The following is a 25,818-nucleotide window of genomic DNA, read 5'->3' as shown; positions in this document are numbered from 1 at the left end:
ACTTTATCATTTAAAAGCGGTCTTAAATCTTCACTTGATACTTTTTGAGGTACAATAATTCCTTTAATTATTTCATCATTTGTTAAACTATCAACATTTTTAATTTTATCGTGAATATCTACGGCACTACTTACTTTGAATAAATTAAAGAAACTGTTCCACTATATTTATTTGGATTTCCAGTTGCTAATGTGCCAGTAGATGTAATATTAGAGAATGTTGCATCTCCAGTTTGATAATTAGTATTTTTTGCTTTAATAGCAGTTTCTAATTCAGCAGTAGTTGGTGTATCACCAACCATTGTAATTTGACCTAAATTAGGTGTTGTAATAACTGTTGATAAAGCAGGTTTTGTTGTACTATTAATTAATATTTTTTTATCATTAATATTTTGATTATCAATAACACCTGCATTAATATGTAAATAAATATTTCCACTTACAATTTCATTAACTGGTAAATAAATACCTGCTGAATTTATTTGAATTGGATAATCATTTTTACCATCACTTAATATTATGGCAGAACGCATAAATGATATAACTTTGTTTTTTTGATATGTAGTTAAATTATTATCTAATACTTTATCAAATAATTTTTTAATTTCTGCTGTGTCAAGAGTTGATGGAATAATTCCAAAGAATTCATGATATTTTTTCTTAACATCCATATTTAATGCTGTTTGATCTACATCTAAATTATTAATATTATTAATAGTATTTTGCATTGCAGTTTTAAATATAGGATTATAAAAATCTTTATAATTTGGATCATAATCTAATAATTGATAAGTTAATTCGTTTTCTCATTCACCAGTAAATTCATTATATTTTTGTCAACTATCACTAGTAGTATTAGTATTATCTCATAAACGAGCAATGGCATCATTTTGTTCTTGTTCTGTAAACATTTCTTTAACAATTAAGAAACCTAATTCAGGTCTTGTTAAAGCAGGTAATGAAAATAATACACGACTTGTAAATGCTGGTTCTTGTGTATCATTATCAACATAACTAATATTTTCAGTAAAAATAGTAATCATTGCTGCATTTTCTCTATGAATTACAAGTCCTTCAATTTTTTTATCAATAGATAAATCAAATCCACGAGTTCTATTCATTCCCTCTAAATTAACTTGTAATTGCCCATCTGATGTTTTACCATATAAAGGTTCAATTTCTTGCCCAAGTCATAATGATTTAGAAATCATATAACCCATTACTTTATCTTGGAATAAAGTACCTGTTACCATTGTATTTGCTGAAATACTTTCACCAATTAATTGAGTATATGCTCGTGTTAAATCTAAATATGAATGTGGTTCTCATATCATTTCTCAATCACTAGTATTTGTCCCAATTTGAGATGCATTAATTTTTCTTGTTTCATCAGTCATACGATGTGCTAATTTATACATTAAATCTAATGCATCTTGTTGAGTTTTAATTGTACTTGTGTCATAAATAAAAGCATAATCAGGTTTAAATTTTGATCTAGCAATATAATTATCAATTACACCTTTTAAAAAGTATAATTCTAAATTAAACATCATATTTTCTGTAATTGAACCAGTTCATTTTGCTACTAATTCACCGCGTAATGATGGGTCAGTATTTTTTAAACGATCTAAATCAAATCGTCTTCATTGTGTTTTTAAACCAATAGTATGATCAATTACTAAACGACCACGCTTAGCATTTTGATTTTGTTTTGGATTTCCTTTTTCGTGATTTCATTCTGAATCACCATAAAATAATCGTTCTGGAATTGTATAAATTGCTACTGCATAATCTGCACTTTCCATATTAGGACTTGATTGTGCTGTTGCTGTTAAACGGTGAAATGTATAATAATCAGGATTAGTTAAAATATTTTTTACTCGCATTTCTTGTGCTGATAATAATAAATGTCCTTCTTTTGTTAAATTTGCTACTCCATTACCAATAACAAACCCTTCATGTAATCCTATAATTGATGCCATATTTTATTTTCCTTTCTGGTATTCTTTTTGAACTAAGTTTTTAATTCTTTCATTAATGGGAATATTATGATTATCTTGTAAATTTTCTTTAATTTTTTGTGATAATTCTTCAATAAACATATTTTCATCTTTAATTTGAATTCCACCATTCATTAGGTTTTTCATATCTAATTGTGGTTTTTTCTCAATTAAATCTTTAAAGTTAGTTTTAACATATTCCATATCTTTACCACTATTTAATAGTTCTTCAACTAATTTACGATTTTCTTGTGGTACTTGTGATAACTCATATTCTTTTATTTTTGACTGATAATTACTAATTTTTTCTTCATATTGTTTTTCAGTTTCAGTTTTAATACGAGTTTCTACACTTGGTAAGACATTAGATAATATTTGCTTTTCTTTTTGTTCTAATAAAGCATTAATTTCATCTTGTGTCATATTTTCTTTATATTCATATTTAAAGTTTGACATACTTTAATCCCTCCATTATTTTTTTATAGAAAATTTCAAAAACTATCGTCACCATCTTACCATCATTTTAATTTTTGTAAACTTGTGGATATTTTTTCTTAATTTCAGTTCTAGTTTCTTCAATACCTTTTTTAAAACCTTTTTCATATTGATCTAAATATTCTTTTTGATTATTTACACCATAATCATAAGTTTCTTTCATTAATTCTTGAAATATTTTAGTATGTTCTTCACAAGCAGGAACACCAATACCATTTCAATTTTTACTTACTTTTTTAAAACATTCTTTACCATCAATTATCATTCAACAAATATTTTTATCCATTCGCATTTTTTCAACATTTTTTTTAATTTGTTTTTTTGCCATAATTTTAACCTCGCTTTCCAAATTGTTTACTTATTAAAAATGGATTATCTAGTGTTTTTATAAAATATTCCATTATATCCATAACAGCATAAGTCATAGCATCGAAACCATCATCAAATAATTTATTATCTTCTAATTTATAAGTAGATTTATTTGCTGGCGGTTTTCTTCATTCCATTTTTAACATATCTTTAAATAATTCTGGTGTTAATCTTTGACTAATTTGTAAATAATTCTTATTTAGCAGGATGATTATAGCATCAATTCTATCAGTTCTATATCATATTTCTTTATTAACTGGTTTAAATCTTAATCAATTAGCATCAGGGAAAAACTTTCGTCTAATATTATTTAATGTATCAACCTCTACTAAATGACCACCACCAGTATCAACATTTATTTCTAAACCATTATATAAATCATTTCACTGTGTAGCACATATTATATAAAAATGTACTATTTCATGTAAAACTTTCATTATATCTTTTTGTACCATTTCAGCATTACTATGTTTATATTCCATTAATGGTGCCATTTTTTTATAATCTTTATCTATTCCTATTAAAATTGCATGAGTAGCATGTCCTAATGGTGATTCAGCATAACCTAAATCTAAGCCTGCTCTAAAATTAACTGGTTCAAAATCATATAATTTACTAAATAAATAATTAGCAAAAATACTACCATCTAATGCACCTGGCATTCCAATTCCTCAAACCTCATATTTTTTAGGTCATTCTGCTTTTAATTCATATAATTTCATTAATTCATCATAATTTAAATTATCTTTATTAATTAAATAATTAGTATAATGATTAATTACTTTTTTATCATATGCTTTTTGACCTGTTTTAGGATCTAAGACTGGCACTATTAATTTAGATATTTGCTCACCATTACTTTCTAATTCTTTACGATTAAATGGCATTAATTTATTTAAATAATCAATATGATCTTGATAAATACTATCAGGATTAGTACTTGTAATTAATATCATTTTTTTATAATCACGAACTGCTTGCATAATTGCTTCTTTTTCTGCTTTACTAAATTCATTTGCTTCTTCTAATCAAATAATACATAAATCAGCACCATTTGCTCGTGCTGTTCCTTTACCTAATACTTGCGATGAATTACTTTTTCTTGCTCCTTGTAATTTAATAAAACTACCATTAGGAAATAATCAAGTAGGTTTATTAAACCTAGCATTATATTGATAATGACCACCTTTTCATTTTTTAGTAGGATTAAGAATTAAACCTATTTTATCTAATGCATCTTGAATATCTTGTTGCATTTCAGCAGTATCAGCACTATTTAATCTAAAACCATATATTGCTATTTTTTTATCTTTATGTGCTAATACTACACAACTTAATAATGCTATTAATTCATCAATAGAATATGTTTTACCTGCTTTACGACTACCTGCTAAATTAATCTCATCTGCAATATATTCAGTATTATTTAACAAACTAATTACTATCTTATTAAGATAACTATATTCATATAACATTGCCATTATATGTTTCTCCCATCTGTTATGTTAATTACTGGGGGAGCATAATTTATTTCACTTTCATTTTCACGACCATAATACTGAGCATATACAGATACACCCCCCTTAGTTTCATTTAAGAGATGTAATTTTATATTATTTTCTAATATTCGTATTTTCATTTTAAGTTCATTAAATGCTAATAAATTAGTGTCTTTTAAGGTATTATATTCATCTTCTTCTAAATTACAAAAGATTAATAAGGTTTCTTTTGTGGCAAGTTTAATATTATTTTCTTTACAATATTCATCAAATTTTGTTAATTTTTGCTTTATTTTTGTTAAATTTGCCATTATTCATCACTTTTTATCTACTTTTGCCATCTTTTTTACCTCTTTTGTCATCACCATTCTACAAAAAAATATAAAAAAGTAAAATAAAAAAAGACTTTTTCAAGTCTTCATTTTTAGTAATTTTTAAACAAGAGATTTAAGGTTGGATAATCCTACTTGTATTAAATTACATCACCATCCTAACATCTTTTAATAAAATGTCAACAAAATTTTAAATTTTATGATAAAAATATTTTTGGAAAGGTTGGTTAAATCTTATGAAAAAGAAAAAATATAAACATTTTAGTCTTGATGAAAGATATAAATTAAAAGAATATTTAATATCAGAAACATTTAAAAAGAAAAATGGTACACCTAATTATTCTAAAATAGCAAAAGTAATGAATAAAAGCCCTAATACAATTAGATTAGAGGTTGAAAGACTTAAAGAAGAATATGATCCTGAAAAAGCAAATGATGATTATAAAAAGAAAAGAAAAAAATCTATTAAATATACTACAATTACAAAAAAAGTTGTAAATTATGTAAAGAAAATTTTAAGTAAAAAAAGTTATTCACCAAGATTAATTATTTATGAATATGAAAAAAAATATAATGAAAAGTTTCCATTTTCACATATGACACTTTATAAATATATTGAATATAAAGTTTTTGATGATGAAAATACTGAAATTAAGAAAAAATTACCATTTAAAGGTAAAAAATATAAAACAAAAAAGAGAAAAGATGATCGTGGTCAATTAACTAATATTAGATTTATTGATGAAGCAGAACATGAAAAGGGAACTTTTGGTTGATTTCAAATGGATTGTATTGTTGGAAAAGAACATAAGTCTGCTTGTTTAACTATTACCGAAGAAAAAAGTTTATATACGATTTGTTTTAAATTAAATCAACATAATTCAGAAGAGGTTAATAAAGTTCTTAAAAGTATTATTAGAAATAAACTTTATAAAGTAAATATAAAAGGAATTATTACAGATCAAGGTAAAGAATTTAGTAAATGAAAAGAGATGGAGAAAATTACTAATGCTAATGTTTATTTTTGTGATGCTGGAACTCCGACACAAAAAGCAAAAGTTGAAAGAATAAATAGAGATATTAGAGAATATTTACCTAAGGGAACTGATTTTAATACTGTTACTCAAAAAGAAATTAATAAAGTTATGAAAATTATTAATGAAAAGCCGCGACCGAGTTTAGGTTGATTATCCTCCAAAGAGGTATTTTTACAAAATATTAATATTTAATTTTTTTAAATATAAATTATATATTTGTAGCAAACTTTTCTTTTTGTCGTGCTTAAATATTAACTCATATTTAAAAAAGTTATTTTTTTTGAAAAAATATTGCATTTTTTGATAAAAGGTATAATATCATATTAACAAGGTTGGAATTACCTACTTGCATCTTTACAATACAATTATTGAAAAAAGCTTCAAAAGAGTATCAAGTATTATTTATTAAAATGGCTTTGATAATCCGGCTATCTGTTGACCGTAGTGAAGAAATATGACAATGAATATTAAATAGAATTGATTGAAGTCTTGCCTTAGACATTGTTGAAAAAAATAATAATTCAGACCAATTTATTCTTTTTGCAAAGCACTTTTTAAAAGAAGTTAATAACAATATGATTAAAGAATGAGAAGGAAAAATTAAAAATAAAAAATTAAGCAATGATGTGATAACATCTATTTCTAATTTTTATCATACATTGAAAAATAAATATAATTATCATATATCTAGTTAAAAAATTCTTCTTACAAAATAAAAAGTTTTATAAGAAGAATTTTTTAATAATTAAATTATGTTCTTACTAAAGTTAACTTTAAAATAATGGTTGGTATTATGTTCTTCCTTATAAATTTATTTTAAAGACTTAAAAGGTTATGGTTTTTAAACTATAACCTAATAATTGCCTTTAATTTAGGGCTTTTTATGTTATAATTAACTTAATTAATTTATAATAAGAGGTAACCAATATGAAGTGAGAACCGCAACAAACGATTGAAATATTAAAAGAATATGTTTATAGTAAAAACAGACTTGATGAATATCGTAATCGTGTGGCATTATCAAATTTACAATTACCACCTTTTTATTTAAAAGAAGATAAAAGTCAATCTGTTTCATCAGTTGTTGTTCGTTTTATTAATGAAAAAGAAATTAAAAAAGCATATGATAAAAATACTTATCAATGAATTATAAATAGTTTAGAAGAAACTATTTTAAATTCTTTAAAAATGGGTGAAAATATTATTGGAATTCATCGCCATGAAAATATTTATTTGGCATTATACGAAGATGATGGGGATTTAAATTATTTAATTGAAATTGCTAATTATATTAATACAACTGTTAAAATTATTAATTATACATTATATGAAAAATATCAAGCTGTCCGTGAGGTTAGAATTGGCATTGGGATTGCGAATGATCCATCAATTGAAAGAATTAACGATTTAGAAGAGAGTTTTATTGTTCCATTTGATGAAGATATTAAGGATAGTGTGCAATTAGCAGAAACATATGCTGCAGAAGTTATTATGTTTAATAATTTACCAGTTTGTACTGATGCCTGGGTTTTTATGAATTTAACTGATGAGAATCAAGAACTAATTCGAAAAAATTCACGTCAATATTTTAATTTAAGAACACCTCGTCAACGTTTATTTACGGATTTAATTGATCCTAATGTTGCAGGAGAACTTGAACGAGGTACCTTGCAAGTTGAAGAATAAGATCAAAATAATTAGGTTAAAGTTATTTAGTCTTATTCTTTTTTGTTTAACATCATTATTATTTCGGTATAATCATAAGTAGAAAGTGAAGTGGAAGAAAATGCAATCATTAATTTTTCAAGGAAAAAAGAAAATTGAATGAACTGAAACTAACGAGCCAATTAAAAAAAGCAACAGATATTATTGTTAAAATTGAGGGATTTAATTTTTTACATGCGGATTATTGTCCATATTCGGGGCATGATAATAGTGTTGTTCCTAACATAATTATGGAGCATGAAGGAGTTGGTGTCGTGACAGTAATTGGAGCTGATATTACAAAACTTAAAATTGGTGATCGCGTTGCAATTGGATGTGTTACTCATTGTAGGCATCGTGTAATCGAAGTGCAACAAATCAACTTTGAAAGGAGTTGATTTTTTAATGGCAAGAAAACATTATTTTATTTTGTGGTCCTTAGTAATTAAGTATGGAAAAGATATTGTTATTAATACTGTAAATAAAATAGTAATTAATAATGTAAAAGAAAATGAATAAATTATCCGCGTAATTTATTAGCGGTAATTTATTCAATAATGTTTATTTTGAGCGTAGCGAACACGCATAGCGTGACGCGATATTTAAAAATTTTGAAAGGAAATATATTATGCCAACTTGATTAACGACAATATTTAGTGTTGTTATTATATTGGGGATTTTTGCTTGGATTGGTTTATCAATTTATCAAAAAATTAAACAAATTCGAGGAAAGAAAAAAAGAAAAAAAAAGAAATTGAAAGAAAGGAGGATAAAAAATAATGTTAGGTATGTATTTAACAACAGCGTTTAATTTTTTTAAAAGCACCTACACCTAAAACTATGACTGAGGGTATGGCTGGGATTTGAACTGGTTTGACTAGTGCATTATGAAAAGTTAAAGAAGGTATAACAAATATTTTACCTGAGATAATGGTTTTCTTAGGTGTAGAAACCACACACATTTTGTATTTTTGGTTTTTACAGTTTTGGAAAGTAAATTTTTTTTAATATTTTTAACTAAGGAGTTGAAATTATGCAAACAAAGCAATATATTATTTTGCGGTTGTTAGTGAAAAGTATGGTAAAGATAATGTTATTAATACTGTAAATAAGATTGCAAAAGATATTGAAATTAAAAAGTAAAAGAATAAATTATTCCGCGTAATTTATTAGCGGATAATTTATTCAGTAGTGTTTTTAATGGAGAGAAGCGACAACGAGCGGAGCGAGTTTGCAAATTTCAATTTTTTAGTTTTTAGAAAGGAGATGTATTATGCCAACTTGATTAACGACAATATTTAGTGTTGTTATTATATTAGGGATTTTTGCTTGAATTGGTTTATCAATTTATCAAAAAATTAAACAAATTCGAGGAAAGAAAAAAGAAAAAAAAGAAATTGAAATAAAGGAGGATAAAAAAATGTTAGGTATGTATTTAACAACAGCGTTTAATTTTTTAACAGCACCTACATCTAAAACTATGACTGAGGGTATGACTGGGATTTGAACTGGTTTGACTAGTTCATTATGAAAAGTTAAAGAAGGTATAACAAATATTTTACCTGAGATAATGGTTTTCTTAGGTGAAGTGTGAATTATATTAATTCCATTTGCTATATTTTGTATTATTAAAATCTTAAACTTTTTCCGTGTTATGGTTAAAGGATTTTAATATTTATTATAATCGATTATATATCTTAGTTAAGGCACCCAAATTCATCTGATAATAATAATTCTAAACTACCATCATCTTTTTGATGTAACGGGGCATTAACTGTTATTGAACTATCGCCTTGTTTTGCTTTTCATACATTATTTTCATAATAAATCGTATCATTATCAAAAGGCACTATTAATTTAATATACTCATTATAATCAATCTTACTAAAATCATTAATAGTAGGATAAGTTATATTAATTGAATTATCTGTTTGAAATCGTTCTTTTAATCAAAATAATAATGTTTCATAAAATGTTTTTTTAGTAATATATTTATATTCTTCTTCTCATGGATGAGCATAATTTCCTAAATTATAATTATATGGTCTTATATTTGTTTTACTAGATATAATATCAATTATTTCACCTGCTAATTTTAAAGCATTTTTAACATCACGAGTAATATTTTCATTTTCCTCAGGGTCATTAGTTTGTGAATAAGCAACCCCACCTTGTGAAAATAAAGCACTCCCAGTTAGTTCATTTACACCTTTTGGCAAATATCAATTCATAACTGCTAATAAACAAGCAGATTGAATATAACTTAATCATTTATCATATTCAATTACACCTGTATTATCTTTTTTTACTCATGGAAATAAATCTTTTTTATTAATCTTATCGGAAATTGTTCCACCTGATAATCTATCCATTCATAAACTAGTTTTTAAAATAGCATTATAAATTAAATTATCATTATAAGCAGATTTATCATTATAATCAGATTGTCAAAGTTTACTTTCTTTAACATCTTCAACTGTTATAAATAACAAATTATTTAAATTATTTTCCATATAAAACACCCCTTAATTGATTACGATATTTATTTTTTAAATTAGATGGTTTATAACTATTAACTTTTCTTTTATTTTTATTAATTGTTTTAGTAGATTTATTAACCTGATAAAATTTACTATTAACTGGTGTTTTATATAAATTCTTAATATTTTTAATATCATTTCGGCGTTCACGATATCATTTTTTATTATTAATTTCGCCAGCAAAATTAAAATTAAAATGCCCAATCTTTAAATTATTAATAAACTTTTTAATTTGCTGTAATTTTTGAACTGTTGGTAATGTTAATTTAATATTTCCTTTTGGGTATTTTTCTTTTAATTCTCTTGGTAATCTTTTTCTAATATAATTTCTTAAATGACTAGGTAATCATTTTCTTAATCAATAACGCCAAAATAAAGTCCCTGCATTAGATACAGCATTACTTAATAATTTTCAAATTTCCACTGGAACACTAGGATAAACATATGGACCATAAAACTTAGGGTTTTTTGCTGTTTTTGTATATATTAAAATAGTTAAATTACCCGTTAAAGTTAATTTATTTGTAATATTAAACATAGGGGTGGTAGATATTTTTGGGTGGTTATATAGTCTATTTTATAAATTATTTTGTTCTGAAAGAATAGATGGCCACTGTTTTAGTAAGGATAGAAAGGAAATAAAAAAATGAATATTTCAACAGATACATTAATGATTGTTTTACTTGTATTAGCGGGTTCAGTTGGAACTGGTAGTCTTGGCGTTCTTGGTTTATCTGCTAAAAAAAATAAAAAATATAAAGCAGAAATTAGAGAATTATGAACTGCTGTTATTGCTCACGAAAAGCATTTACGCGGTGCTGAAAGTGCAACAGAATTAGCAATTAAAACTGGACAAATTAAAAATGTCAAAAAACAAGTTAAAATTAATGATAAAGAATATGCTAAAAAAGAAGCGATTGAAAAACTTACAAATAGCATTTAAAAAAATAACCAATTAAGGTTATTTTTTATTTGTTTTTAAGATAATTAAATTCTTTTCACCATATTTATTGATTAAATATTATCAGTCTCAGGTTGAATTGATATTTATATCTTCAATATCAGTGCCAGTTATATATTCACCAAGGGGGGTTTTACAAGGGCGATTACCTTGTTCTGAACGATAACATAAAATATAATTATTCATTTTTATTATTTCCTTTATTATTTACAATATAGTAATTTATAAAGTATTCTACTTTTTCAAAAAAAGTATAGTTTTGTGGTAAATTATTTCATATTTTTTCTTGTTCTTGATCCAAATACAAATTAACTGTTTTTCGAATAAAGCTAGAATAATATATTTTCCGTTTTTGATTATATTTATCTTTTTTCATAAAATTATTAAATTCTTTCATAATTAGCAATAATAATTGCATCGCGGAGATGATTACTTATTTTTTCATTATTATAAAATCAACCTTTACCATATTGATAAGTTAAATTAGTATCTTTATCATATTTTCATAAACAACTATCATTATATTTACTTAAATTTTCCATATTTTTAACAACTGATTTAGTATATTTTGGTGATATAAAATAAGGACAGAATGAAAAACTAAGTCCTCCAATAAGATTAAATTTATTTTCAATTTCAATAGCACCTAATACTCTTAATAAATCATCTCTATCTTTTGAACCATTAGCATTTGTTGGTAAACAATTTTCAATATATATTTTACATTCTTGTTGTTTTCCTATATATTCCAAGATTTTTAATACATGTATTGTTCATTCTTTGCTTATTATTTCTGTTTTATCTACTAATTTGTTATTTATATAACAAACAATACCAGTAGTACCAGTATCTGATGGGTCAATACCTATTTTTATCAAGTTGCTCACTCCTCATCATTATTAACTGCTGGTACTACATTTGAGATATCTTCTTCTTTAACTACATTATCGTTAGTGTCCGCTATTTCTGTATAAGATGGGGTATTTATATTATTTGATAAGGGTTCATCGCTAATTTGCCCTTTATTTTTGGCGACATCAATATCTTTAAATGAAATATATTCAAAATTACCATCTTCTTTAATTTCTTTTTCATCTAAATCAATATCAGATATATCAATTCCCATTTCTAATGCTAATTTACGATATAATTTTGCTTCAACCATTTCTTTTGGTCATTTATTTCAAGGTGAATATTCACTATTACCACTAGGACTACTATTTTTTAAACGATCAATATCTGCTTTTCTTAATAAAATACCTTGATAATTTCCATTTTTATCTTTTGCAAAAGCATAAGCACCAATAATTTCATTATAATAACTAGTATTTGCATTAAAATTAATTTCATGTATTTTAGGACAAGAATTTATAGCATCTCATTCAAACTTTTCACCTTTAAATATAATTGCTTTTCTTGGACTATACCCTACTTCTTCAATTCTTTTACAATAAACTTTACTATCAATAACAGTAGTTAATTTATTTTTAAATGGAATAATATTAAAATCTTTACCAAAAATTAACTCTTTATTACTTAATTTAATAATTCCTAATGCTGTTATTTTTGCATTATCAGCAGTATTAACTAATTGCATATAATTTTGTCCATTTTTCATTTTTAATTCTTCAAGTGCTAAAATATTTTCTTTTACATATTTATCATTAACTTTTAATTCATATTTAATAATTGCAACTTTAATATATTGTTGTAATTAATTTGTCATTTTATTTCACTCCTTTAATTTGAATATTTATTCCTTTAATACCAACTACTTTATTATCAGTATTTGTATCTCATTGTGCTTTAATTGTATTTTTAACTAATTTTTCATCAACAATTAAATATTTAATTAATTCCTTTAATTCATATTGATTAGCATTTTCTAAAAAATCATCATCAATACCTAATATTTCAATATCTTTTATTAATAATTTTTCTTTAATTAAATTAATACCAACTTTTTTTAATTGTATTGGTTCTAATGATTTATCAATTTGCTCAATTTGTTCCATTACACAAACTTGTTTATCTTGAATTTGGTCTATATCAAGACCCATATCTGGTGTTAAACTATTTGCTTTTTCAATTAATTCTTGTTTTTTTAATTCTTGTTCTTTTAAAAAATCTTGTTGTTTTTGTTTACGAGCTTGTGTTAAATTATTATTAATTTAAACTCTGTATTTTTCAATATAATTTCTATAATTAGTAATTATTTTACCAATTCTATTATGTTCATCTAATAATTTTTGAACAGGTTCTAATCATTCTTTAAAAACAAAATTATTTTTAGTAATAGCACTTGGAATATCTTTTAAATGCACACCTTGATAACCATTTAATGCAGAATAATTAATATGTCTAAAAATATATTCAGTTAATTCTTGTTTATTTTCTTCTTTAAATTTTTTAACATTATATGCTAAAATACTTTCATTTTTAAAATCATCTCCTTTTAAAGGAAATTGAAATGTAATATTATTTACTCTATTTTTTACAATATCATTCATTATTTACCCTCCTTACTAGGCAATGTGTCATATTTAGAATTATCTTTTAATTGTCAAGTTCAATCATCTTTATGTTCATTGTTATGGCAAATTTCATCTGCTTGTCAACTTGTTTCACAATCTTCATCATAATCAACATTTCCCCATCGACATTGAAAATAAAAATCTTCTTTATATAATATTTGTTGTTTTTTTAATTCAGCAAGTTCTTTTTTAAGTTTTTCATTTTCTTCTTTAACTTTGTTAAATTTAATTGTTTCTGTTACATTCATTATTCTTCCTCCTCAATAACAGTTAATTGTTCTAATTGTTTTTTTGTAATTCTAGCACCTTGTAAATTAGTTCATTCTAAATTAGCACCTTGTAAATCAGCGCGATATAAATTAGTATCTTGTAATTTAGCGCCTCGTAAATTAGCATCTTGTAATTTAGCATATTGTAAATCAGTACCTCGTAAATCAACAAAAGATAAATCAGTACCTTGTAAATTAACGCCTTGTAAATCAGCATCTTGTAAATAAGCACCTTGTAAATCTAATGCTTCATATTCTAAATATTCATTGATTTTTTCTTGTTCAACAGTAACTCCTGTTAAATCTTTAATTAAATCTTGTAATTTTTTCATTTTATAATTCCTCCAAATTCTTTTCTGCAATTAAAGTATCAATATAGTCATAAGCACTTTCTTATGAATGACATTCTTCTAATGCTTCATTAAATAAATCTTCTTCTGTGTAAACTTTGCCATCTTAATCTTTTCACATATTATTTATTCTCCTTTAATATAAGTTCTAATACTTTAATAGTTTTTTTATTATTTTCAATAATTTCAGTATATGGTTTACACCTATTTAATTCTTTTTTAAGATATCCGTTAATATTTTCAGTGTTTTTTTCCACATTTTTTATTTTCTCGTATATTGATACATAGTCGTCGCTACTTAATATTTGTAACAAGAAATTACCATCATTATCAATAATATTAATAACAGCATCTTTATCTTGTTCCTGGAATAAAATTTTATAGCAGTATTCATCATCTAATTTATTAATAATTTCTTTTTGAAATTCTGATAATTGTAAATTTCTAATTTCTTTCATATTATTTATCTCCTTGTCATTTAATATTTTTATCTTCTAAATCAATAATGGTTGTTTGAAAATACTTTTTATTTTTAGCAGTATTCTCTGCTTCTTCTAAGGTATAAAATAATTCAGTATCTATTCCAAATATAATTTCTGATTTTGATATTAATAAATATCTTTTTTCCATAATTTAACTCCTCCTAATTCTTTTTATTTAATGCTCAATGTTCATCAGTAATTTCATTGTGGGTAAGGATATATTTATTTTGTTTATCACATTTAAAGCAATAACCTCAGTACCTTTGTTTAAGGAAGATTTTCTTTTTCATATAAACCTCCTAGTTTTAACTCGCTGGCACTCACTCGCAAGTGAAAGTGCCGAAGCGAGAATTAGTTATATAAGTATTTATCTATTTATTTACTACGCCATCCGCTTCACTGGGGGTGAGCGGAGGCAGTATTATCTTTGTTTTAGCATCTATTAAAAATCTGCAACTATATTTTTAAATTAGACGCCAGACATATATATGTCTTCCTTCTCCGTTCCTTTTTCAAGGAGGCAACGCTCAGTTTTTGAAATTAAATTTACTCGCATCAATTTGAAGGACCTAATGCTAATCGCAAATTTAATTGTTTGTGTCACCATCTCTATTTTTATTGTGGTTTGATGTTAGCCTTGGACACATCACCACTATCGCAAGTTATTAAAAATAATAACCAACGCCGATTTACCTCTTTCCTCATACACTATTTCAGTACTTGCCTCGGACGGCTTGTGGGAATGAGTTAATACTCATGTTCTTATGGAAGCACTTAGTTATTTATAAAATAACCGTCCCACTCTGCATTAAGTTTTATAAAATCAAAGTTTTAAAAAACCAGTTTCATAATCAAAGATAATTTTTGAATTTTCTAGTTTTTGATAAAATTGCTTTTGTGTTTTATCTTTTACTTTATTCAATAAATTTCTATGTTTTTCACAAGTTCATAAAACTTTATTTGATACAAATTCTTCGTTGATGAATTTAGTGAATATATCCCTAATAAATTAATAAGGAAATATTGACCTTATGGATTAAATAAAAATTTACCCGTTAAAAAAGGTACAAACGAATTTGTTAGTAAGTATGTTGCTAAATATGTTGTAAAAGCATATAGTCAAGAAAAATCAAAAAATATTTATGACTTAAATACCAAAGTATATCGTTTTAGTGCAAATTGCACCGATCCAGTTGTTAAAGTTGGTGTTATTGAAATGACGAAAGAAGAGTTAAAAATGGCATTATGTGGTGTAAAACATTTTTATATGTTTGCGGATAAACAAAAAAAGCATATGTTAGGTATTAGTATTGATAGTGATTGACATAGTGATTATTTTTGACAAATGGAAGAATATGTTCCATATGATAAAAAAATATTTCGGTTTTTTCATAAAATATCTGATTTAGATAGGTATATAATTCGAAAAAAATATGATAAATACCTTAATTTAGGTAAACAAAAATATATAAAAAAAAGTACTTTCCAAATGGAAAATATTCCTTGTGTAGCATAGTTCTGACACTACCTATACCACATAATTAATTAAAACAAAAAAACAAGTTGAGAATGTAAATTTATAAATAAATTTATTTTTTGTTATGAAAATATGTAATAGTTGACATATTTATTTTGTTATGTAAAATTAAATTAGAATATTATTTATAACATTTAGTTATATTTAAGTATTCAAACCAATAAAGGTTTTCTGACACGAAACTTTAAATATAAATAAATGTTTTTATTTTGCATTTATATTTATATTCATTTTTAATTATATTTTTCAATTAATTTGTTAATTATTTTTAATTTATTTTCAGCATTTATAATTATTTAAAGTTTTAAACTATATGAAACCTTTATTTACTTAATTAAGTGAAGAAAGAAGTACTTTATTATGTATAAAGTATTATTAGCTCAAATTGATTTTAACCATCAAATGGATAGTAAAAAAAAAGATTGTGAAAAAAATGATAATAAAGGTTTATTTTTTGATATTTTTACTTTTATGCAACTTGATGAAGATGATATGCCAATGCCAGACGAATATATAATTTCGTGGGTTTGAAAAGAAAGCAAATTGGCTAATTAATTACCAGAAATGAAAAAAGGTAATTATTATTTAATTGATATTAAATTTCCGGTTGTCACTGATAGAAAAACGGGAAGAAAATATAACAAAGTTAGCGTTGTTAAAGTTGTTCCATACAATAAACAACAAGATTTTATTAATAAATATTCTAATAATTCAACAATAACAGAAAGCAATAGTTAATATGCAACAACAGTTATGTATGGTTTGTATTAATGATATTGTTTGAGAAAATGGGTCTCGTTATTGTTGAAATTGTGTTAATGAAAATGTTGTTTTAATTAATCAATATTATTCTAGGTTAGATAATGACTAAGAAAAAAATAGATTGTTATTTATGTAATAGACAAGATATTATTTGTCCTAAACATAAAAAAATTGTTAAGGTTAAATAATGACAAAGAATAAAGATAAATTGATTGTTAAATTAGTGGAATTAATGTTAAGGTCATATTTGGTTTCGATAGATGAAATTACTAACGAGCGATGAGAAGTAGTAAAGAAAAATTGGAATGAAAATTAAAGTATTAAATTTTTTAAAAAATAATTGATGAAAAATTTTAATTCATATTTTATGAATTGTTTTTGGGGCATTATTAATACTTGATTGTGTTGATGTTAAAGAATTAGAATTATTTTTAAAAAAATTCGGTTTAATAGCAATTTTAATGGATGTTGGATATTTAATGTTTTGAACATTAATAGGTTCTTATATTGTTCAATTAATTTTATGAATTAAAAATAAAGTTAATAATAGAAAAAATGAAAATGAGGCTAATTAATTTGGAATATGTATCAGCAGGTATTTTAATATTTTTTATGGTGCCGATTTGTGCTTATTTTATTGCTGGAATTATAAAAATTATTAAAGAAAAAGAAACATCAATAATTTTAAGACAAAGTAAAAAAATTCGAAAATTAAAAGTTGAATTGGAAAAAAGAAAACAAAAGGAGGTCAAATAATATGATTACATTTTTATATATTATTATGGTGTTTATTACATTATTTTTGATTTTAATATTTTATATTGCTGATAGCATTGTAGCGTTTAAACATCGCAAAGAAATTAAAAATAATCGTGGAATTATTAAATCTCTTAAAGAACAAATAAGACAACAAAAAGTTATTAATAAAATTTAATTAGTAATATTTTATATTACTTTTTAACTTTTTAGGGGTTAAAAATATTGATACTAGTTATTAATTTAGAAAGGAAAATATATTTTATGGATGCAGGTACAACAGGAATTATTAAAGCGATTGAGGGTTGAGCCGGAACGCTTGCTAAATGAGCCGGAGGTTTTACAACTTGATTTTTAGCCTTTTTGGGGTGCAAACGCTATTTTAATTATTCCGATTGTATTAATGTTCGTTTTTTTAGGTATTGAAACTTTGCGAAAATTAATACACGGATATTAGTATTTTTTAACCCCTAAAAAGTTAAAAAGTATTGAATATTAATGAAAAGAAAGAAATAAATAAAATGTTAGAAAAAAGTGTTTTTGATATTTATATTGAATTTATGCAGATTATATTTGGTATAGATATGCCACCGGCTTTGACTTATATTTGTTTTACTTTGTTTTTAACTTTTATTATTGGTGTTATATTTTGAATATTTAGATTGATATTTAGGGGGTTTTGTTAATGACTTGAAATCAGTTTTTAGATAAAGTTTATCAAGGTTTATATCAGTTTGCTTTTTTTATTCCTGCTAATAAATTAGGTTTGATTGATAAAACTGTTGAATATTATGTCTGTATGGTAGTTATATGATTGTTTATTTTCTTTACTATATGGTTTGTTATTTATATGATTTTTAAAATATGTAAGGTGGTATCTTAAATGTTAAATATTAGAAAATGAATTATAAATTGATATTTAATGAATTGATTTTTTACATTAATTATGATTGTTTTAAATTGTTTAATTATATTTAAAAAAATATATTTAGTGGTTGATTAAATATTATTTTTATAGTTTTTGTTTATATATTTAGTATATATGTAATATTTTTATTTTTTAAAGACTTAAAAAGTCAACTTGCATTTTTTAAAACTATTAAACAAAGCCCTATAACGATGGTGATTGGTGATTTAGGTTCTGGGAAAACAGCGTTAGCAACTTATTTATTAATATATTCAAAATATGAAACTAAATATTCTAATTATTCAATTTTTAACAATGATATCGCACTAGGAACATTTGATATGTTTGATAATAATAATTTAAAAAATCCGATACCTTATAGTGAAAGTAATTTAGTTGTTTTAGATGAAATGGCTTTATATATTCCTTCTAATGAGGTTAAAGATGGTGCTATGAAAAAATATAGTGGCGTTATTCCGAGTTTGGTTCTTATGTGTCAATATGATATTAATGTTGTATTTATTGGACAAAGAGAAAAACATCATTGAGTAGAATATAGAGAGTTAGCAACCGCATTAATGTTGCCTTTAGACTGCAAAACACCACTTTTACAATTTAAGGGAATATTAAAATATTTTATTTGATTTTTTCCTAAGTTTAAATTTAATATTGGTATTTTTAAAGATAAAGATAATTATGATATTTGAAAATCTGAAAGTGTTAAGCGTTCTGCTAATGGTAAAAAAGTAAAATTAAAAAATGCTAGTGCTATTGCTATGCGTAATTTTAAAATTACAGTATCTTTATTAGATGTTATGAATTATGATACAAAATATTTACAATTTGTTAGAGATATTAAAAATGACAGAGTTAAAGATAAATCATTGACTTATTGAGATTATGTTAATTTTGATAGTTTAGAAGATTTAGAAAAAAATGGGTGCAACAAGATTGGTTGAAAATTTACAAAAAGGAGGTAAATAATTATGAATTTGTTAACAAGTTGAGACGATGCATTTAATGTTGTTATTGATATTTTTATGAAAATAATGGATTGAATGTGAACTTTAAAATTACCAGCAACTGATATACCTTTATATGTTATTTGAATTATAGGGGGTATTTTAGGAATTATTATGCGTTTGGTTGGATCACCACCACAGTTATCTACTATGTCAAAAAATACCGCTTCTGCTATGTCTATAGGTTTAGGTGCTATTCGTTTGAAAGAGAGCAAACAAATTGAACATACTAAAGATAATAAAGGTGAAAAATAATGATTAAATTATTATGATTTTTTCTTGTAATAGGCATTATTGGTTCTGCGTTTGTTGCAAATATTTTTTTAGCATCAGAGACAGCAATGGCAACAATAAAACAATGGTTTAATAGTTCAAACGAATTTTATAAATTAGTTGCTCATTTATTTATTATTGCAACCCACCCTATTTTTAGATTGTTTATCGCCTTTGGAATTATGCTTATGATTATAAGGGTTATATTTGTGGTTAGATAGAAAGGAAAATATGTTATGCATAAAAAAAATATTAAGTTTTTTTCTTGTTTTATTAATTCCTTTTGGGTGAATATTTCTTTTTAATGGCATTATTTCAGAAAAAAAAGACAATTTTAGCGAAAAAACTATCAATGAATTAAATAAATATGATTTACAAAGTACTTTAATGATAAGACAAGATTTTTTTATGCATAATTTAAGTCTTGAAAATTATGCTTTTTCCTTTGGTATAAGATTGGCAAAACCGTTGTATGGAGTTAGTATTGAACCAAAAGACAAAAATTTTTGATTAAAAAAATTTGTTGATAAATCATATAATAAAGATTGAAAATTTAAATTTACATTAATACAAAAAGACCAAAAAACAAATAATGATAAAACATTAGCAGAGTTTAATATGAGTTGAATGGATGACGAAGATTATTTTTTATATTTTTTTGTTTTTATAGATGGTGTTAAATATAAATTTACTTTTTATTTTCCCGGTCAAACATTAGCTTTATTATTTATGCCTTATTTTAATAATCAAAATGCTCGTTATTTTGATATGGAGTATTTAATTTTTAATTTTAGTTATCGCAGTCTTTTTGAAAAATATAAAATTACCGAAGAGAATTTTAAATTAGCAGAACCAAAATATTATATTGATAATGTTTTACAAGGTAATTGAAATTTAGAAAATTTATTTCAAATTTTAGATTTTGTTTATTCAAATACTTTGCGTGGTATTTTTGATGTTGGTAATCCTTACGAATATGTTAAGTTTTTTTCTTCTAATGGTGATTTTGGTTTTTCGTTTTTTGTAAAAAATGGTTTTTTGTTATATCCAAAGGCTTTGTATTTTAGTTTACGAGGAGCTGGAAGTGATAATTATTTTTCTAGTCCAATAGTTCGGTTTTATAATGCTTATAAGGTAGATGTTAAAGATTTTTCATATTATTTTTATTCAAATTGAAACACTGAAACTGATAAATTACCGAGTATATATGAGGTATTTTCAGAAGTAAAAATGTTAGATATGGCTAATAGTGATAAATATAAAGGTTTTAATGTTTTTGAATTTATTAGTACTAAATTAACTGCTCATAATTCTATTGAAATTCATGGCTTTAATTTTAGTATATATAATGTTAAAGACTGACAGAATGAAATTAATGGTGGAAAAATATGACAATTACCTTATTTAGATGCTCCGTGATATAGATTGGATAAACATATTATTAATGTTCTTATTTGAGCGTTTAATAATTTGCCTGGTATTAAAGAGGTTGGTAAATATATTAATGCCTTGGGAAATACTATCCATAATGTTAATTTGCTTTGAGAAAATATTAGTAATTTATTTGCCTTTGATATAACTTTTAAATTATTCCTTGGTGCTATTATCTCATTAGCGATGTTTAATGGTGTTATGCGATATTTATAATAAATACAAGCAAAACAAAGACAGACACAGACAGAGACAAATAGATAGGAAAACACCACGTCTTATTTTTCCGTTTCTCCCTCAGTTGTGCTAGTTAATCAAGGAAAAGGGCTAAAGCCCTCTGCTTGCCCTGCGGGCAACCATTCACCCAGCAAACAACACACGGGCAAAGATAAACTTTTTGCACCGTGGTGTTTGCTGTCTGTTTGTCTCTGTCTGTGTCTGTCTTTGTTTTGGTTGTATTTGTATCTGCCTTTACTTTTTTTATATGACTGCTTACTATTAATGTCTAATTTACTCCTTAAAACGCTTTATATAAACAAAAAAAGACACAGATTACTAACCCTAATCTATGTATTAATATTGAGATTTTTTTGATGTTTATTCTCGTGAAAATTATAACACTTTATAGGGCTAGTACAAAGCATAATTTATTTTTTATGATTTCATTATATATTATTTTTTTATTTTTCCAACTATTCATTAAATTAATTTACACTTATTTAATCAATAATTAAAAAAATCACATTGCATAAGATTACACACATTTATTTATCCTACATTTTGCTTTATTAAATATCATTTGACACGCCAATATTTAACAGTGGAGAGAAAAGCACAATTTTTATATTATTCTAACCATTATTATTTTGTTTAATTTTTATGTTAAATTATATATTGTAATTGTTTACTAATTGAAACATTACACTAGATAAAAATTGTAAATTATAAGTATCTTGTAAATGAAGCAATTTATTATATTGAATAGGAGTTATTTTTATTGTTTTATAAACTAACTTTTTATAAAATGACTTATCAATTTCTAAGATATTATTAATATCTCAATTATCAATTAAATATCTTACTGCTTTGGAAAAAGACCATGTTTTAATCTTATCTCTTATTTGAATTATTTTAGAATAATGTTTTAAAGACATTGGTAAGTAAAACGATATAATGTTTTTGTCTTTAAAATTTTCATCAATTTTAAAAATTTCTTCATATTCAGTAATATTAATCTTTTTAGTACGGTCGTTCATATTTTTTATTCACCACATTTCTATTTTTGAATAATATAATAATCAGACTTATAAATAGTGTTTATTATTTTTTACAATACAAATAATTTGCTAAGACACACACATTTATATTTAAATTATTTGTCTTTAATAAAATTAATAAAATATTATCTGTTCTACTGATAAACAAACTTAAATAACAAAAAATTATAATTTAATTTACAAAATAAAATTAAATTAAAAAAAGAGAAAATTATTTAATTATTTTGCAATGTTTAAAGTTGTTTATCAACTTAAATATTAAACCATTATCTCTTTTAATGACTTAATAACTTACTTATATACCATAACTAAATTAAAGTCAAATATTTCTAAAATTACTATAAAATAAAAGTGTAGAGTCCACATTGCATAAGAACTCTACTTTTTTATTATATCAGTTTTGTTTATTTAAGCACGCTGAAAAATTAATATTTATTAAAATATTAATGACAAAAATTACTTTTAGATGTATAATTCTAAATGTAAATATTTAATTTTAATTTTTTATTGTATTAGTAAATTGTTGTGTAGACTAATACTTTTTTTATGCCGTTTTTTATAATTTTCAAAAAATAGTTTTTGATTTTTTCAACTCTGATATTGTTTCTTATAAAATGGGACATATTCTTCCATTTGTCAAAAATAATCGTTTTCTAAATAACTATCAATTCTAACACCCATTATATAACCTTGTTTATCAACAAACATAAATTTATTTTTTATACCTTTTAATGAAGCAATTAATTCCATTTCACACATTTCAATAACACCAACCTTTACAAGTGGGTCGGTACAATTTGCACTAAAACGATATGATTTTTTATTTAAATTATAAATATTTCTTAATTTAACTTCTGATACTTTTTTAGGTTTTTTGTAAGGAATATCAAATTCTTTGCAAAGTTCCTTTTTTGTCTTTCAGTATTAGATAATGACTTAACAAAATATTTAGTTAAATATTTAATAACAAAAACATTTGTATTTTTTTTAACTTTAAGATTTTTATTTATTCCATAAGGTCAATATTCTCTTATTAAATTTGAACTAATAAATCTATTAAATATTATATGAAAATGTATAACTGGAATTCCTTTTCGGTCTTGATATTCATAAACAACTAAATATTTAAGATTAATAAAAGTATTTTTCTTATATTTAGAAAAATGATATTTTAACTTTTTAATAAATAAATTAAAATGATAATTTGCTTTATCTAAATCTTGCATTTTTTCGGCATAAGTCAAAGTTAAAAAACCTAATTCTTTGCAATCATTAAAATTATGAATTGCTTTACGAATAAAATTACCTTGGGAACGAACACGACTATTTAATAATTTAGTTTCATTTTTACCAGTATTTTTAATACCAGTCGAATTACCATTGCCAAAACTATCAACACATTCTAAGGGTAGAACAATATTTTTAACATAATTACCATAGTATACTTTTTTAACATAGTATTTTTTATTAATAAAATTACTATTATCGATATATGGTCTATATAAATTTTCTTTTGTTAAACGATTATATGCATTTATATTTATATTATTTTCCATTTTTTTACCTCCTTTCGTTAAAATTTGATGATTTTTTTATAAAAACTAAATTTTAAAACCTTGATTTTATTGGGTTATTTTTCTTTTTCTCCCGTTGTGCTAGTTAATCAAGGAAAGGGACTCCGTCCCTAAGTCGCTCCGCGACTTTTACCCCTTTAAGTAAGGTGGTGCGTGGATAAACCACCACACCACCTTACTTTTTTTACCAACAACATTACATTATTTAGTCCTAAAAATAGCGTAAAAGTCCGTTAACCATTGCTAAAACTAAAATAGAACTTAACATAATCTTAAATGTAATGTAGTATACCACACACATTTTAAAGATTACAAGAAAATAACAAAAATAATAAAAATATTTATTTATAATAAAAAAATATCATAAAATAAATAAATAAAAAATATAAAATTAAACACACTAAAAAATAATTTATTAAATTTTAATTAATAAATACGTATTTTATTATTTTAATGACATATTTTATGAGTTAATTTACATATTATTAATTAATTAAAATATAATAAACTTATTTAGTTTAAACACAAAAACTTAATAATTTAAAATTATTTAATTAAACTTAAACTATTCAAAAAATTAAATGGTGTCTGAAAATTTAAAGACTTATGCACTCTTTCAAAATTATAAAAATAATAATAATCATTTAATTTATTCTGTAAACTAACTGCATTTAATATTTTTTCTTCAAATACAAATAATTTAGTATAATTTTGATGAAATCTTTCAATCTTACCGTTTGACTGTGGAGAGCGAACTGGTGTTGTTTGATGCAAAATATTTTTATCTGTTAAAAATTGAGTAAAATTAGTCTTTTTAACACTAATTTTTTGATTATTACGATAATTATTAATAAATTCAGAACCGTTATCAGTTCTAATCCGTGTTATTATAATATCAAATATATTTTTAAAATCACTAATTGCTTTTTTAACAGCATCAATAGCATTATCAGTACTTAATTTATCATAAACATATCCTAATGCTAATCTTGTTTTTTCATCAATAAAATCATAAACATAATACTTTTTATCAACTGGAAATTTACTTGGTACAAAATATTTAGCGTCCATCTGTAACAAACCTATTTCTTTAACTTCATATCTTGGATGTTGTTTTTTAATTTCTTTAATTTTATTTTTTATTTTTAATCATCTTTCATCTTTTTTAAGTCAACGAAAAAATGTTTTTAAATTTTTTGGTGCTTTATTTTTTAATTCTTCTCCATGAATTCCTTTTTTTAAATTATAAAACAAAGATAAAACACCACCAGCATGTTTATTACAATATTCAAAATATAAATCACAAATAATTTTGCGAATATCATCACTATATTGATAATTAATATTATTAGGAATTGTTGACTTTAATAATAATTCAGCAAAATCATTATTTTTATATGCAATTAAAATTTTATTCGCTCAATAATAAAAAGTTGAAAACTTATTTTTAAAATATTTTTTAATTAAATCTTTCAACAAAAAATTACCATTATAATAATCATTACACAAATTAATATATGAAAATATTTTTTGTTTTATTCTTTTATAATATTTATTTTTATAATTTTTACTCAAAAAACTCTTTAATTTTGATTGTAAATCAAACAAATTAAAATTATTAATAATATATTTCATTATTTTACACCTACCATCAAAAATATATAAAATTAATATTTAATACGAATAATTGATATATAATTGATATAAG

Annotated in this window: 41 protein-coding genes and 2 pseudogenes; 21 read left to right on the top strand and 22 right to left on the bottom strand. The window is 23.7% G+C overall.

Going from position 1 to position 25,818, the window contains the following annotated elements:
• Positions 1 to 130 precede the first annotated feature (130 nt).
• From SDAV_RS05155 to SDAV_RS05135, 5 genes are all read right to left on the bottom strand, one after another.
• Positions 131 to 1,981, bottom strand: a complete 1,851-nt coding sequence (locus tag SDAV_RS05155; protein ID WP_114564349.1) for a hypothetical protein — start codon at positions 1,979 to 1,981, stop codon at positions 131 to 133.
• 3 nt (positions 1,982 to 1,984) lie between these two features.
• A complete protein-coding gene (locus SDAV_RS05150) occupies positions 1,985 to 2,455 on the bottom strand; it encodes a hypothetical protein (protein ID WP_114564348.1) in 471 nt (156 codons plus the stop codon).
• A gap of 67 nt (positions 2,456 to 2,522) precedes the next feature.
• Positions 2,523 to 2,822 (bottom strand): hypothetical protein, encoded by a 300-nt coding sequence (locus SDAV_RS05145; RefSeq protein ID WP_114564347.1) that lies wholly within the window; start codon positions 2,820 to 2,822, stop codon positions 2,523 to 2,525.
• Between the two features lie 4 nt (positions 2,823 to 2,826).
• Positions 2,827 to 4,344 carry a hypothetical protein gene (locus SDAV_RS05140; protein WP_114564346.1) on the bottom strand — a complete coding sequence of 506 codons (1,518 nt, stop codon included), beginning with the start codon at positions 4,342 to 4,344 and terminating at the stop codon, positions 2,827 to 2,829.
• Positions 4,344 to 4,703 carry a hypothetical protein gene (locus SDAV_RS05135; protein ID WP_114564345.1) on the bottom strand — a complete coding sequence of 120 codons (360 nt, stop codon included), beginning with the start codon at positions 4,701 to 4,703 and terminating at the stop codon, positions 4,344 to 4,346. Before SDAV_RS05135 ends, SDAV_RS05140 begins: the two co-directional genes overlap by 1 nt.
• Positions 4,704 to 4,930: 227 nt before the next feature.
• On the opposite strand from SDAV_RS05135, the gene SDAV_RS05130 reads away from it, so the two are divergent.
• The 7 genes and pseudogenes from SDAV_RS05130 to SDAV_RS14390 form a co-directional block, all read left to right on the top strand.
• Positions 4,931 to 5,923 carry an IS30 family transposase gene (locus SDAV_RS05130; protein ID WP_114564344.1) on the top strand — a complete coding sequence of 331 codons (993 nt, stop codon included), beginning with the start codon at positions 4,931 to 4,933 and terminating at the stop codon, positions 5,921 to 5,923.
• Positions 5,924 to 6,099: 176 nt separating this feature from the next.
• Positions 6,100 to 6,426 carry a hypothetical protein gene (locus SDAV_RS05125; RefSeq protein WP_151202508.1) on the top strand — a complete coding sequence of 109 codons (327 nt, stop codon included), beginning with the start codon at positions 6,100 to 6,102 and terminating at the stop codon, positions 6,424 to 6,426.
• 232 nt (positions 6,427 to 6,658) lie between these two features.
• The gene (locus SDAV_RS05120; protein ID WP_114564805.1) at positions 6,659 to 7,417 is read left to right on the top strand and encodes a hypothetical protein; all 759 of its coding nucleotides are present in this window, start codon (positions 6,659 to 6,661) and stop codon (positions 7,415 to 7,417) included.
• Between the two features lie 134 nt (positions 7,418 to 7,551).
• Complete coding sequence (locus SDAV_RS05115) at positions 7,552 to 7,884, top strand: alcohol dehydrogenase catalytic domain-containing protein (protein ID WP_245938541.1); 333 nt, start codon at positions 7,552 to 7,554, stop codon at positions 7,882 to 7,884.
• Between the two features lie 179 nt (positions 7,885 to 8,063).
• Positions 8,064 to 8,215: pseudogene (locus tag SDAV_RS05110) on the top strand (hypothetical protein).
• Between the two features lie 72 nt (positions 8,216 to 8,287).
• On the top strand, positions 8,288 to 8,443 hold the full coding sequence (locus SDAV_RS11960; protein ID WP_186823494.1) for a hypothetical protein: 156 nt from the start codon (positions 8,288 to 8,290) through the stop codon (positions 8,441 to 8,443).
• A 265-nt stretch (positions 8,444 to 8,708) separates the two neighbouring features.
• Positions 8,709 to 8,855: pseudogene (locus tag SDAV_RS14390) on the top strand (hypothetical protein); the annotation flags it as partial.
• Positions 8,856 to 9,132: 277 nt separating this feature from the next.
• Here the strand turns inward: SDAV_RS14390 and SDAV_RS05095 are convergent.
• Both SDAV_RS05095 and SDAV_RS05090 read right to left on the bottom strand, forming a co-directional pair.
• Positions 9,133 to 9,948 carry a hypothetical protein gene (locus SDAV_RS05095; protein WP_114564804.1) on the bottom strand — a complete coding sequence of 272 codons (816 nt, stop codon included), beginning with the start codon at positions 9,946 to 9,948 and terminating at the stop codon, positions 9,133 to 9,135.
• Positions 9,938 to 10,513 (bottom strand): hypothetical protein, encoded by a 576-nt coding sequence (locus SDAV_RS05090; protein WP_114564803.1) that lies wholly within the window; start codon positions 10,511 to 10,513, stop codon positions 9,938 to 9,940. The genes SDAV_RS05095 and SDAV_RS05090 overlap by 11 nt, the downstream gene beginning before the upstream one ends.
• 108 nt (positions 10,514 to 10,621) lie before the next feature.
• Here SDAV_RS05090 and SDAV_RS05085 point away from each other — a divergent pair, with 108 nt between their 5' ends.
• Complete coding sequence (locus SDAV_RS05085; protein WP_114564802.1) at positions 10,622 to 10,918, top strand: hypothetical protein; 297 nt, start codon at positions 10,622 to 10,624, stop codon at positions 10,916 to 10,918.
• Positions 10,919 to 10,996: 78 nt separating this feature from the next.
• Here SDAV_RS05085 and SDAV_RS14030 read toward each other — a convergent pair whose 3' ends face one another.
• From SDAV_RS14030 to SDAV_RS14025, 11 genes are all read right to left on the bottom strand, one after another.
• Positions 10,997 to 11,122, bottom strand: a complete 126-nt coding sequence (locus tag SDAV_RS14030) for a hypothetical protein (protein WP_281268855.1) — start codon at positions 11,120 to 11,122, stop codon at positions 10,997 to 10,999.
• Positions 11,115 to 11,342, bottom strand: coding sequence for a hypothetical protein (locus tag SDAV_RS05080; protein ID WP_186823473.1), 228 nt, complete (start codon positions 11,340 to 11,342; stop codon positions 11,115 to 11,117). The genes SDAV_RS14030 and SDAV_RS05080 overlap by 8 nt, the downstream gene beginning before the upstream one ends.
• Positions 11,320 to 11,823: a hypothetical protein gene (locus SDAV_RS05075; RefSeq protein ID WP_186823472.1), complete on the bottom strand. Its 504-nt coding sequence runs from the start codon at positions 11,821 to 11,823 to the stop codon at positions 11,320 to 11,322. The genes SDAV_RS05080 and SDAV_RS05075 overlap by 23 nt, the downstream gene beginning before the upstream one ends.
• Positions 11,808 to 12,554, bottom strand: a complete 747-nt coding sequence (locus tag SDAV_RS05070; protein ID WP_114564799.1) for a recombinase RecT — start codon at positions 12,552 to 12,554, stop codon at positions 11,808 to 11,810. Before SDAV_RS05070 ends, SDAV_RS05075 begins: the two co-directional genes overlap by 16 nt.
• Positions 12,555 to 12,663: 109 nt before the next feature.
• Positions 12,664 to 12,996 carry a hypothetical protein gene (locus tag SDAV_RS05065; RefSeq protein WP_114564798.1) on the bottom strand — a complete coding sequence of 111 codons (333 nt, stop codon included), beginning with the start codon at positions 12,994 to 12,996 and terminating at the stop codon, positions 12,664 to 12,666.
• A 111-nt stretch (positions 12,997 to 13,107) separates the two neighbouring features.
• A complete protein-coding gene (locus SDAV_RS05060; RefSeq protein WP_114564797.1) occupies positions 13,108 to 13,446 on the bottom strand; it encodes a hypothetical protein in 339 nt (112 codons plus the stop codon).
• Positions 13,446 to 13,718, bottom strand: coding sequence for a hypothetical protein (locus tag SDAV_RS05055; protein ID WP_114564796.1), 273 nt, complete (start codon positions 13,716 to 13,718; stop codon positions 13,446 to 13,448). The genes SDAV_RS05060 and SDAV_RS05055 overlap by 1 nt, the downstream gene beginning before the upstream one ends.
• The gene (locus tag SDAV_RS05050) at positions 13,718 to 14,071 is read right to left on the bottom strand and encodes a pentapeptide repeat-containing protein (RefSeq protein WP_114564795.1); all 354 of its coding nucleotides are present in this window, start codon (positions 14,069 to 14,071) and stop codon (positions 13,718 to 13,720) included. Before SDAV_RS05050 ends, SDAV_RS05055 begins: the two co-directional genes overlap by 1 nt.
• 140 nt (positions 14,072 to 14,211) lie before the next feature.
• Complete coding sequence (locus SDAV_RS05045; protein ID WP_114564794.1) at positions 14,212 to 14,547, bottom strand: hypothetical protein; 336 nt, start codon at positions 14,545 to 14,547, stop codon at positions 14,212 to 14,214.
• Between the two features lies 1 nt (position 14,548).
• On the bottom strand, positions 14,549 to 14,719 hold the full coding sequence (locus SDAV_RS11955) for a hypothetical protein (RefSeq protein WP_186823445.1): 171 nt from the start codon (positions 14,717 to 14,719) through the stop codon (positions 14,549 to 14,551).
• 13 nt (positions 14,720 to 14,732) lie between these two features.
• Positions 14,733 to 14,861, bottom strand: a complete 129-nt coding sequence (locus SDAV_RS14025; protein WP_281268854.1) for a hypothetical protein — start codon at positions 14,859 to 14,861, stop codon at positions 14,733 to 14,735.
• A gap of 926 nt (positions 14,862 to 15,787) precedes the next feature.
• Between SDAV_RS14025 and SDAV_RS05040 the strand changes: the two genes are divergently transcribed.
• The 13 genes from SDAV_RS05040 (at position 15,788) to SDAV_RS11940 (ending at position 21,475) form a co-directional block, all read left to right on the top strand.
• Positions 15,788 to 16,087: a hypothetical protein gene (locus tag SDAV_RS05040; protein ID WP_114564793.1), complete on the top strand. Its 300-nt coding sequence runs from the start codon at positions 15,788 to 15,790 to the stop codon at positions 16,085 to 16,087.
• A gap of 381 nt (positions 16,088 to 16,468) precedes the next feature.
• The gene (locus tag SDAV_RS05035) at positions 16,469 to 16,663 is read left to right on the top strand and encodes a hypothetical protein (RefSeq protein ID WP_114564792.1); all 195 of its coding nucleotides are present in this window, start codon (positions 16,469 to 16,471) and stop codon (positions 16,661 to 16,663) included.
• Between the two features lie 9 nt (positions 16,664 to 16,672).
• Positions 16,673 to 16,846, top strand: coding sequence for a hypothetical protein (locus tag SDAV_RS11950; protein WP_186823329.1), 174 nt, complete (start codon positions 16,673 to 16,675; stop codon positions 16,844 to 16,846).
• A gap of 1 nt (position 16,847) precedes the next feature.
• A complete protein-coding gene (locus tag SDAV_RS14020) occupies positions 16,848 to 16,979 on the top strand; it encodes a hypothetical protein (RefSeq protein WP_281268771.1) in 132 nt (43 codons plus the stop codon).
• A 196-nt stretch (positions 16,980 to 17,175) separates the two neighbouring features.
• Complete coding sequence (locus tag SDAV_RS05030) at positions 17,176 to 17,445, top strand: hypothetical protein (protein WP_114564791.1); 270 nt, start codon at positions 17,176 to 17,178, stop codon at positions 17,443 to 17,445.
• 1 nt (position 17,446) lies between these two features.
• Positions 17,447 to 17,626, top strand: a complete 180-nt coding sequence (locus SDAV_RS05025) for a hypothetical protein (RefSeq protein WP_105298542.1) — start codon at positions 17,447 to 17,449, stop codon at positions 17,624 to 17,626.
• Position 17,627: 1 nt separating this feature from the next.
• Positions 17,628 to 17,804 carry a hypothetical protein gene (locus tag SDAV_RS11945; protein WP_186823471.1) on the top strand — a complete coding sequence of 59 codons (177 nt, stop codon included), beginning with the start codon at positions 17,628 to 17,630 and terminating at the stop codon, positions 17,802 to 17,804.
• A gap of 86 nt (positions 17,805 to 17,890) precedes the next feature.
• Positions 17,891 to 18,100, top strand: a complete 210-nt coding sequence (locus tag SDAV_RS05020; protein ID WP_245938539.1) for a hypothetical protein — start codon at positions 17,891 to 17,893, stop codon at positions 18,098 to 18,100.
• Between the two features lie 211 nt (positions 18,101 to 18,311).
• Positions 18,312 to 18,509 (top strand): hypothetical protein, encoded by a 198-nt coding sequence (locus SDAV_RS05010; protein ID WP_105299343.1) that lies wholly within the window; start codon positions 18,312 to 18,314, stop codon positions 18,507 to 18,509.
• A gap of 236 nt (positions 18,510 to 18,745) precedes the next feature.
• Positions 18,746 to 19,513, top strand: coding sequence for a hypothetical protein (locus SDAV_RS05005; RefSeq protein ID WP_245938538.1), 768 nt, complete (start codon positions 18,746 to 18,748; stop codon positions 19,511 to 19,513).
• A 6-nt stretch (positions 19,514 to 19,519) separates the two neighbouring features.
• Positions 19,520 to 19,810 (top strand): hypothetical protein, encoded by a 291-nt coding sequence (locus tag SDAV_RS05000; protein ID WP_114564789.1) that lies wholly within the window; start codon positions 19,520 to 19,522, stop codon positions 19,808 to 19,810.
• On the top strand, positions 19,810 to 20,049 hold the full coding sequence (locus SDAV_RS04995; protein ID WP_114564788.1) for a hypothetical protein: 240 nt from the start codon (positions 19,810 to 19,812) through the stop codon (positions 20,047 to 20,049). Before SDAV_RS05000 ends, SDAV_RS04995 begins: the two co-directional genes overlap by 1 nt.
• A gap of 10 nt (positions 20,050 to 20,059) precedes the next feature.
• On the top strand, positions 20,060 to 21,475 hold the full coding sequence (locus SDAV_RS11940; protein WP_186823470.1) for a spiroplasma phage ORF1-like family protein: 1,416 nt from the start codon (positions 20,060 to 20,062) through the stop codon (positions 21,473 to 21,475).
• Between the two features lie 671 nt (positions 21,476 to 22,146).
• Here SDAV_RS11940 and SDAV_RS04985 read toward each other — a convergent pair.
• The 4 genes from SDAV_RS04985 to SDAV_RS04970 all read right to left on the bottom strand — a co-directional run bounded on the left by SDAV_RS04985 (position 22,147) and on the right by SDAV_RS04970 (position 25,745).
• Positions 22,147 to 22,533 (bottom strand): hypothetical protein, encoded by a 387-nt coding sequence (locus tag SDAV_RS04985; protein ID WP_186823469.1) that lies wholly within the window; start codon positions 22,531 to 22,533, stop codon positions 22,147 to 22,149.
• Between the two features lie 507 nt (positions 22,534 to 23,040).
• Entirely contained in the window at positions 23,041 to 23,295 is a 255-nt protein-coding gene (locus tag SDAV_RS04980; RefSeq protein ID WP_114564786.1) for a hypothetical protein, read from the bottom strand.
• Positions 23,296 to 23,378: 83 nt separating this feature from the next.
• Positions 23,379 to 24,092, bottom strand: a complete 714-nt coding sequence (locus SDAV_RS04975; RefSeq protein ID WP_114564785.1) for a rolling circle replication-associated protein — start codon at positions 24,090 to 24,092, stop codon at positions 23,379 to 23,381.
• Between the two features lie 564 nt (positions 24,093 to 24,656).
• A complete protein-coding gene (locus SDAV_RS04970) occupies positions 24,657 to 25,745 on the bottom strand; it encodes a DDE-type integrase/transposase/recombinase (protein ID WP_114564612.1) in 1,089 nt (362 codons plus the stop codon).
• Positions 25,746 to 25,818 lie beyond the last annotated feature (73 nt).

It is taken from the genome of Spiroplasma phoeniceum P40 (assembly GCF_003339775.1).
Classification (GTDB): Bacteria; Bacillota_I; Bacilli_A; order Mycoplasmatales; family Mycoplasmataceae; genus Spiroplasma; species Spiroplasma phoeniceum.
Note: the sequence above shows the minus strand (reverse complement) of the source record. Positions and strands in the feature narration are given on the sequence as shown.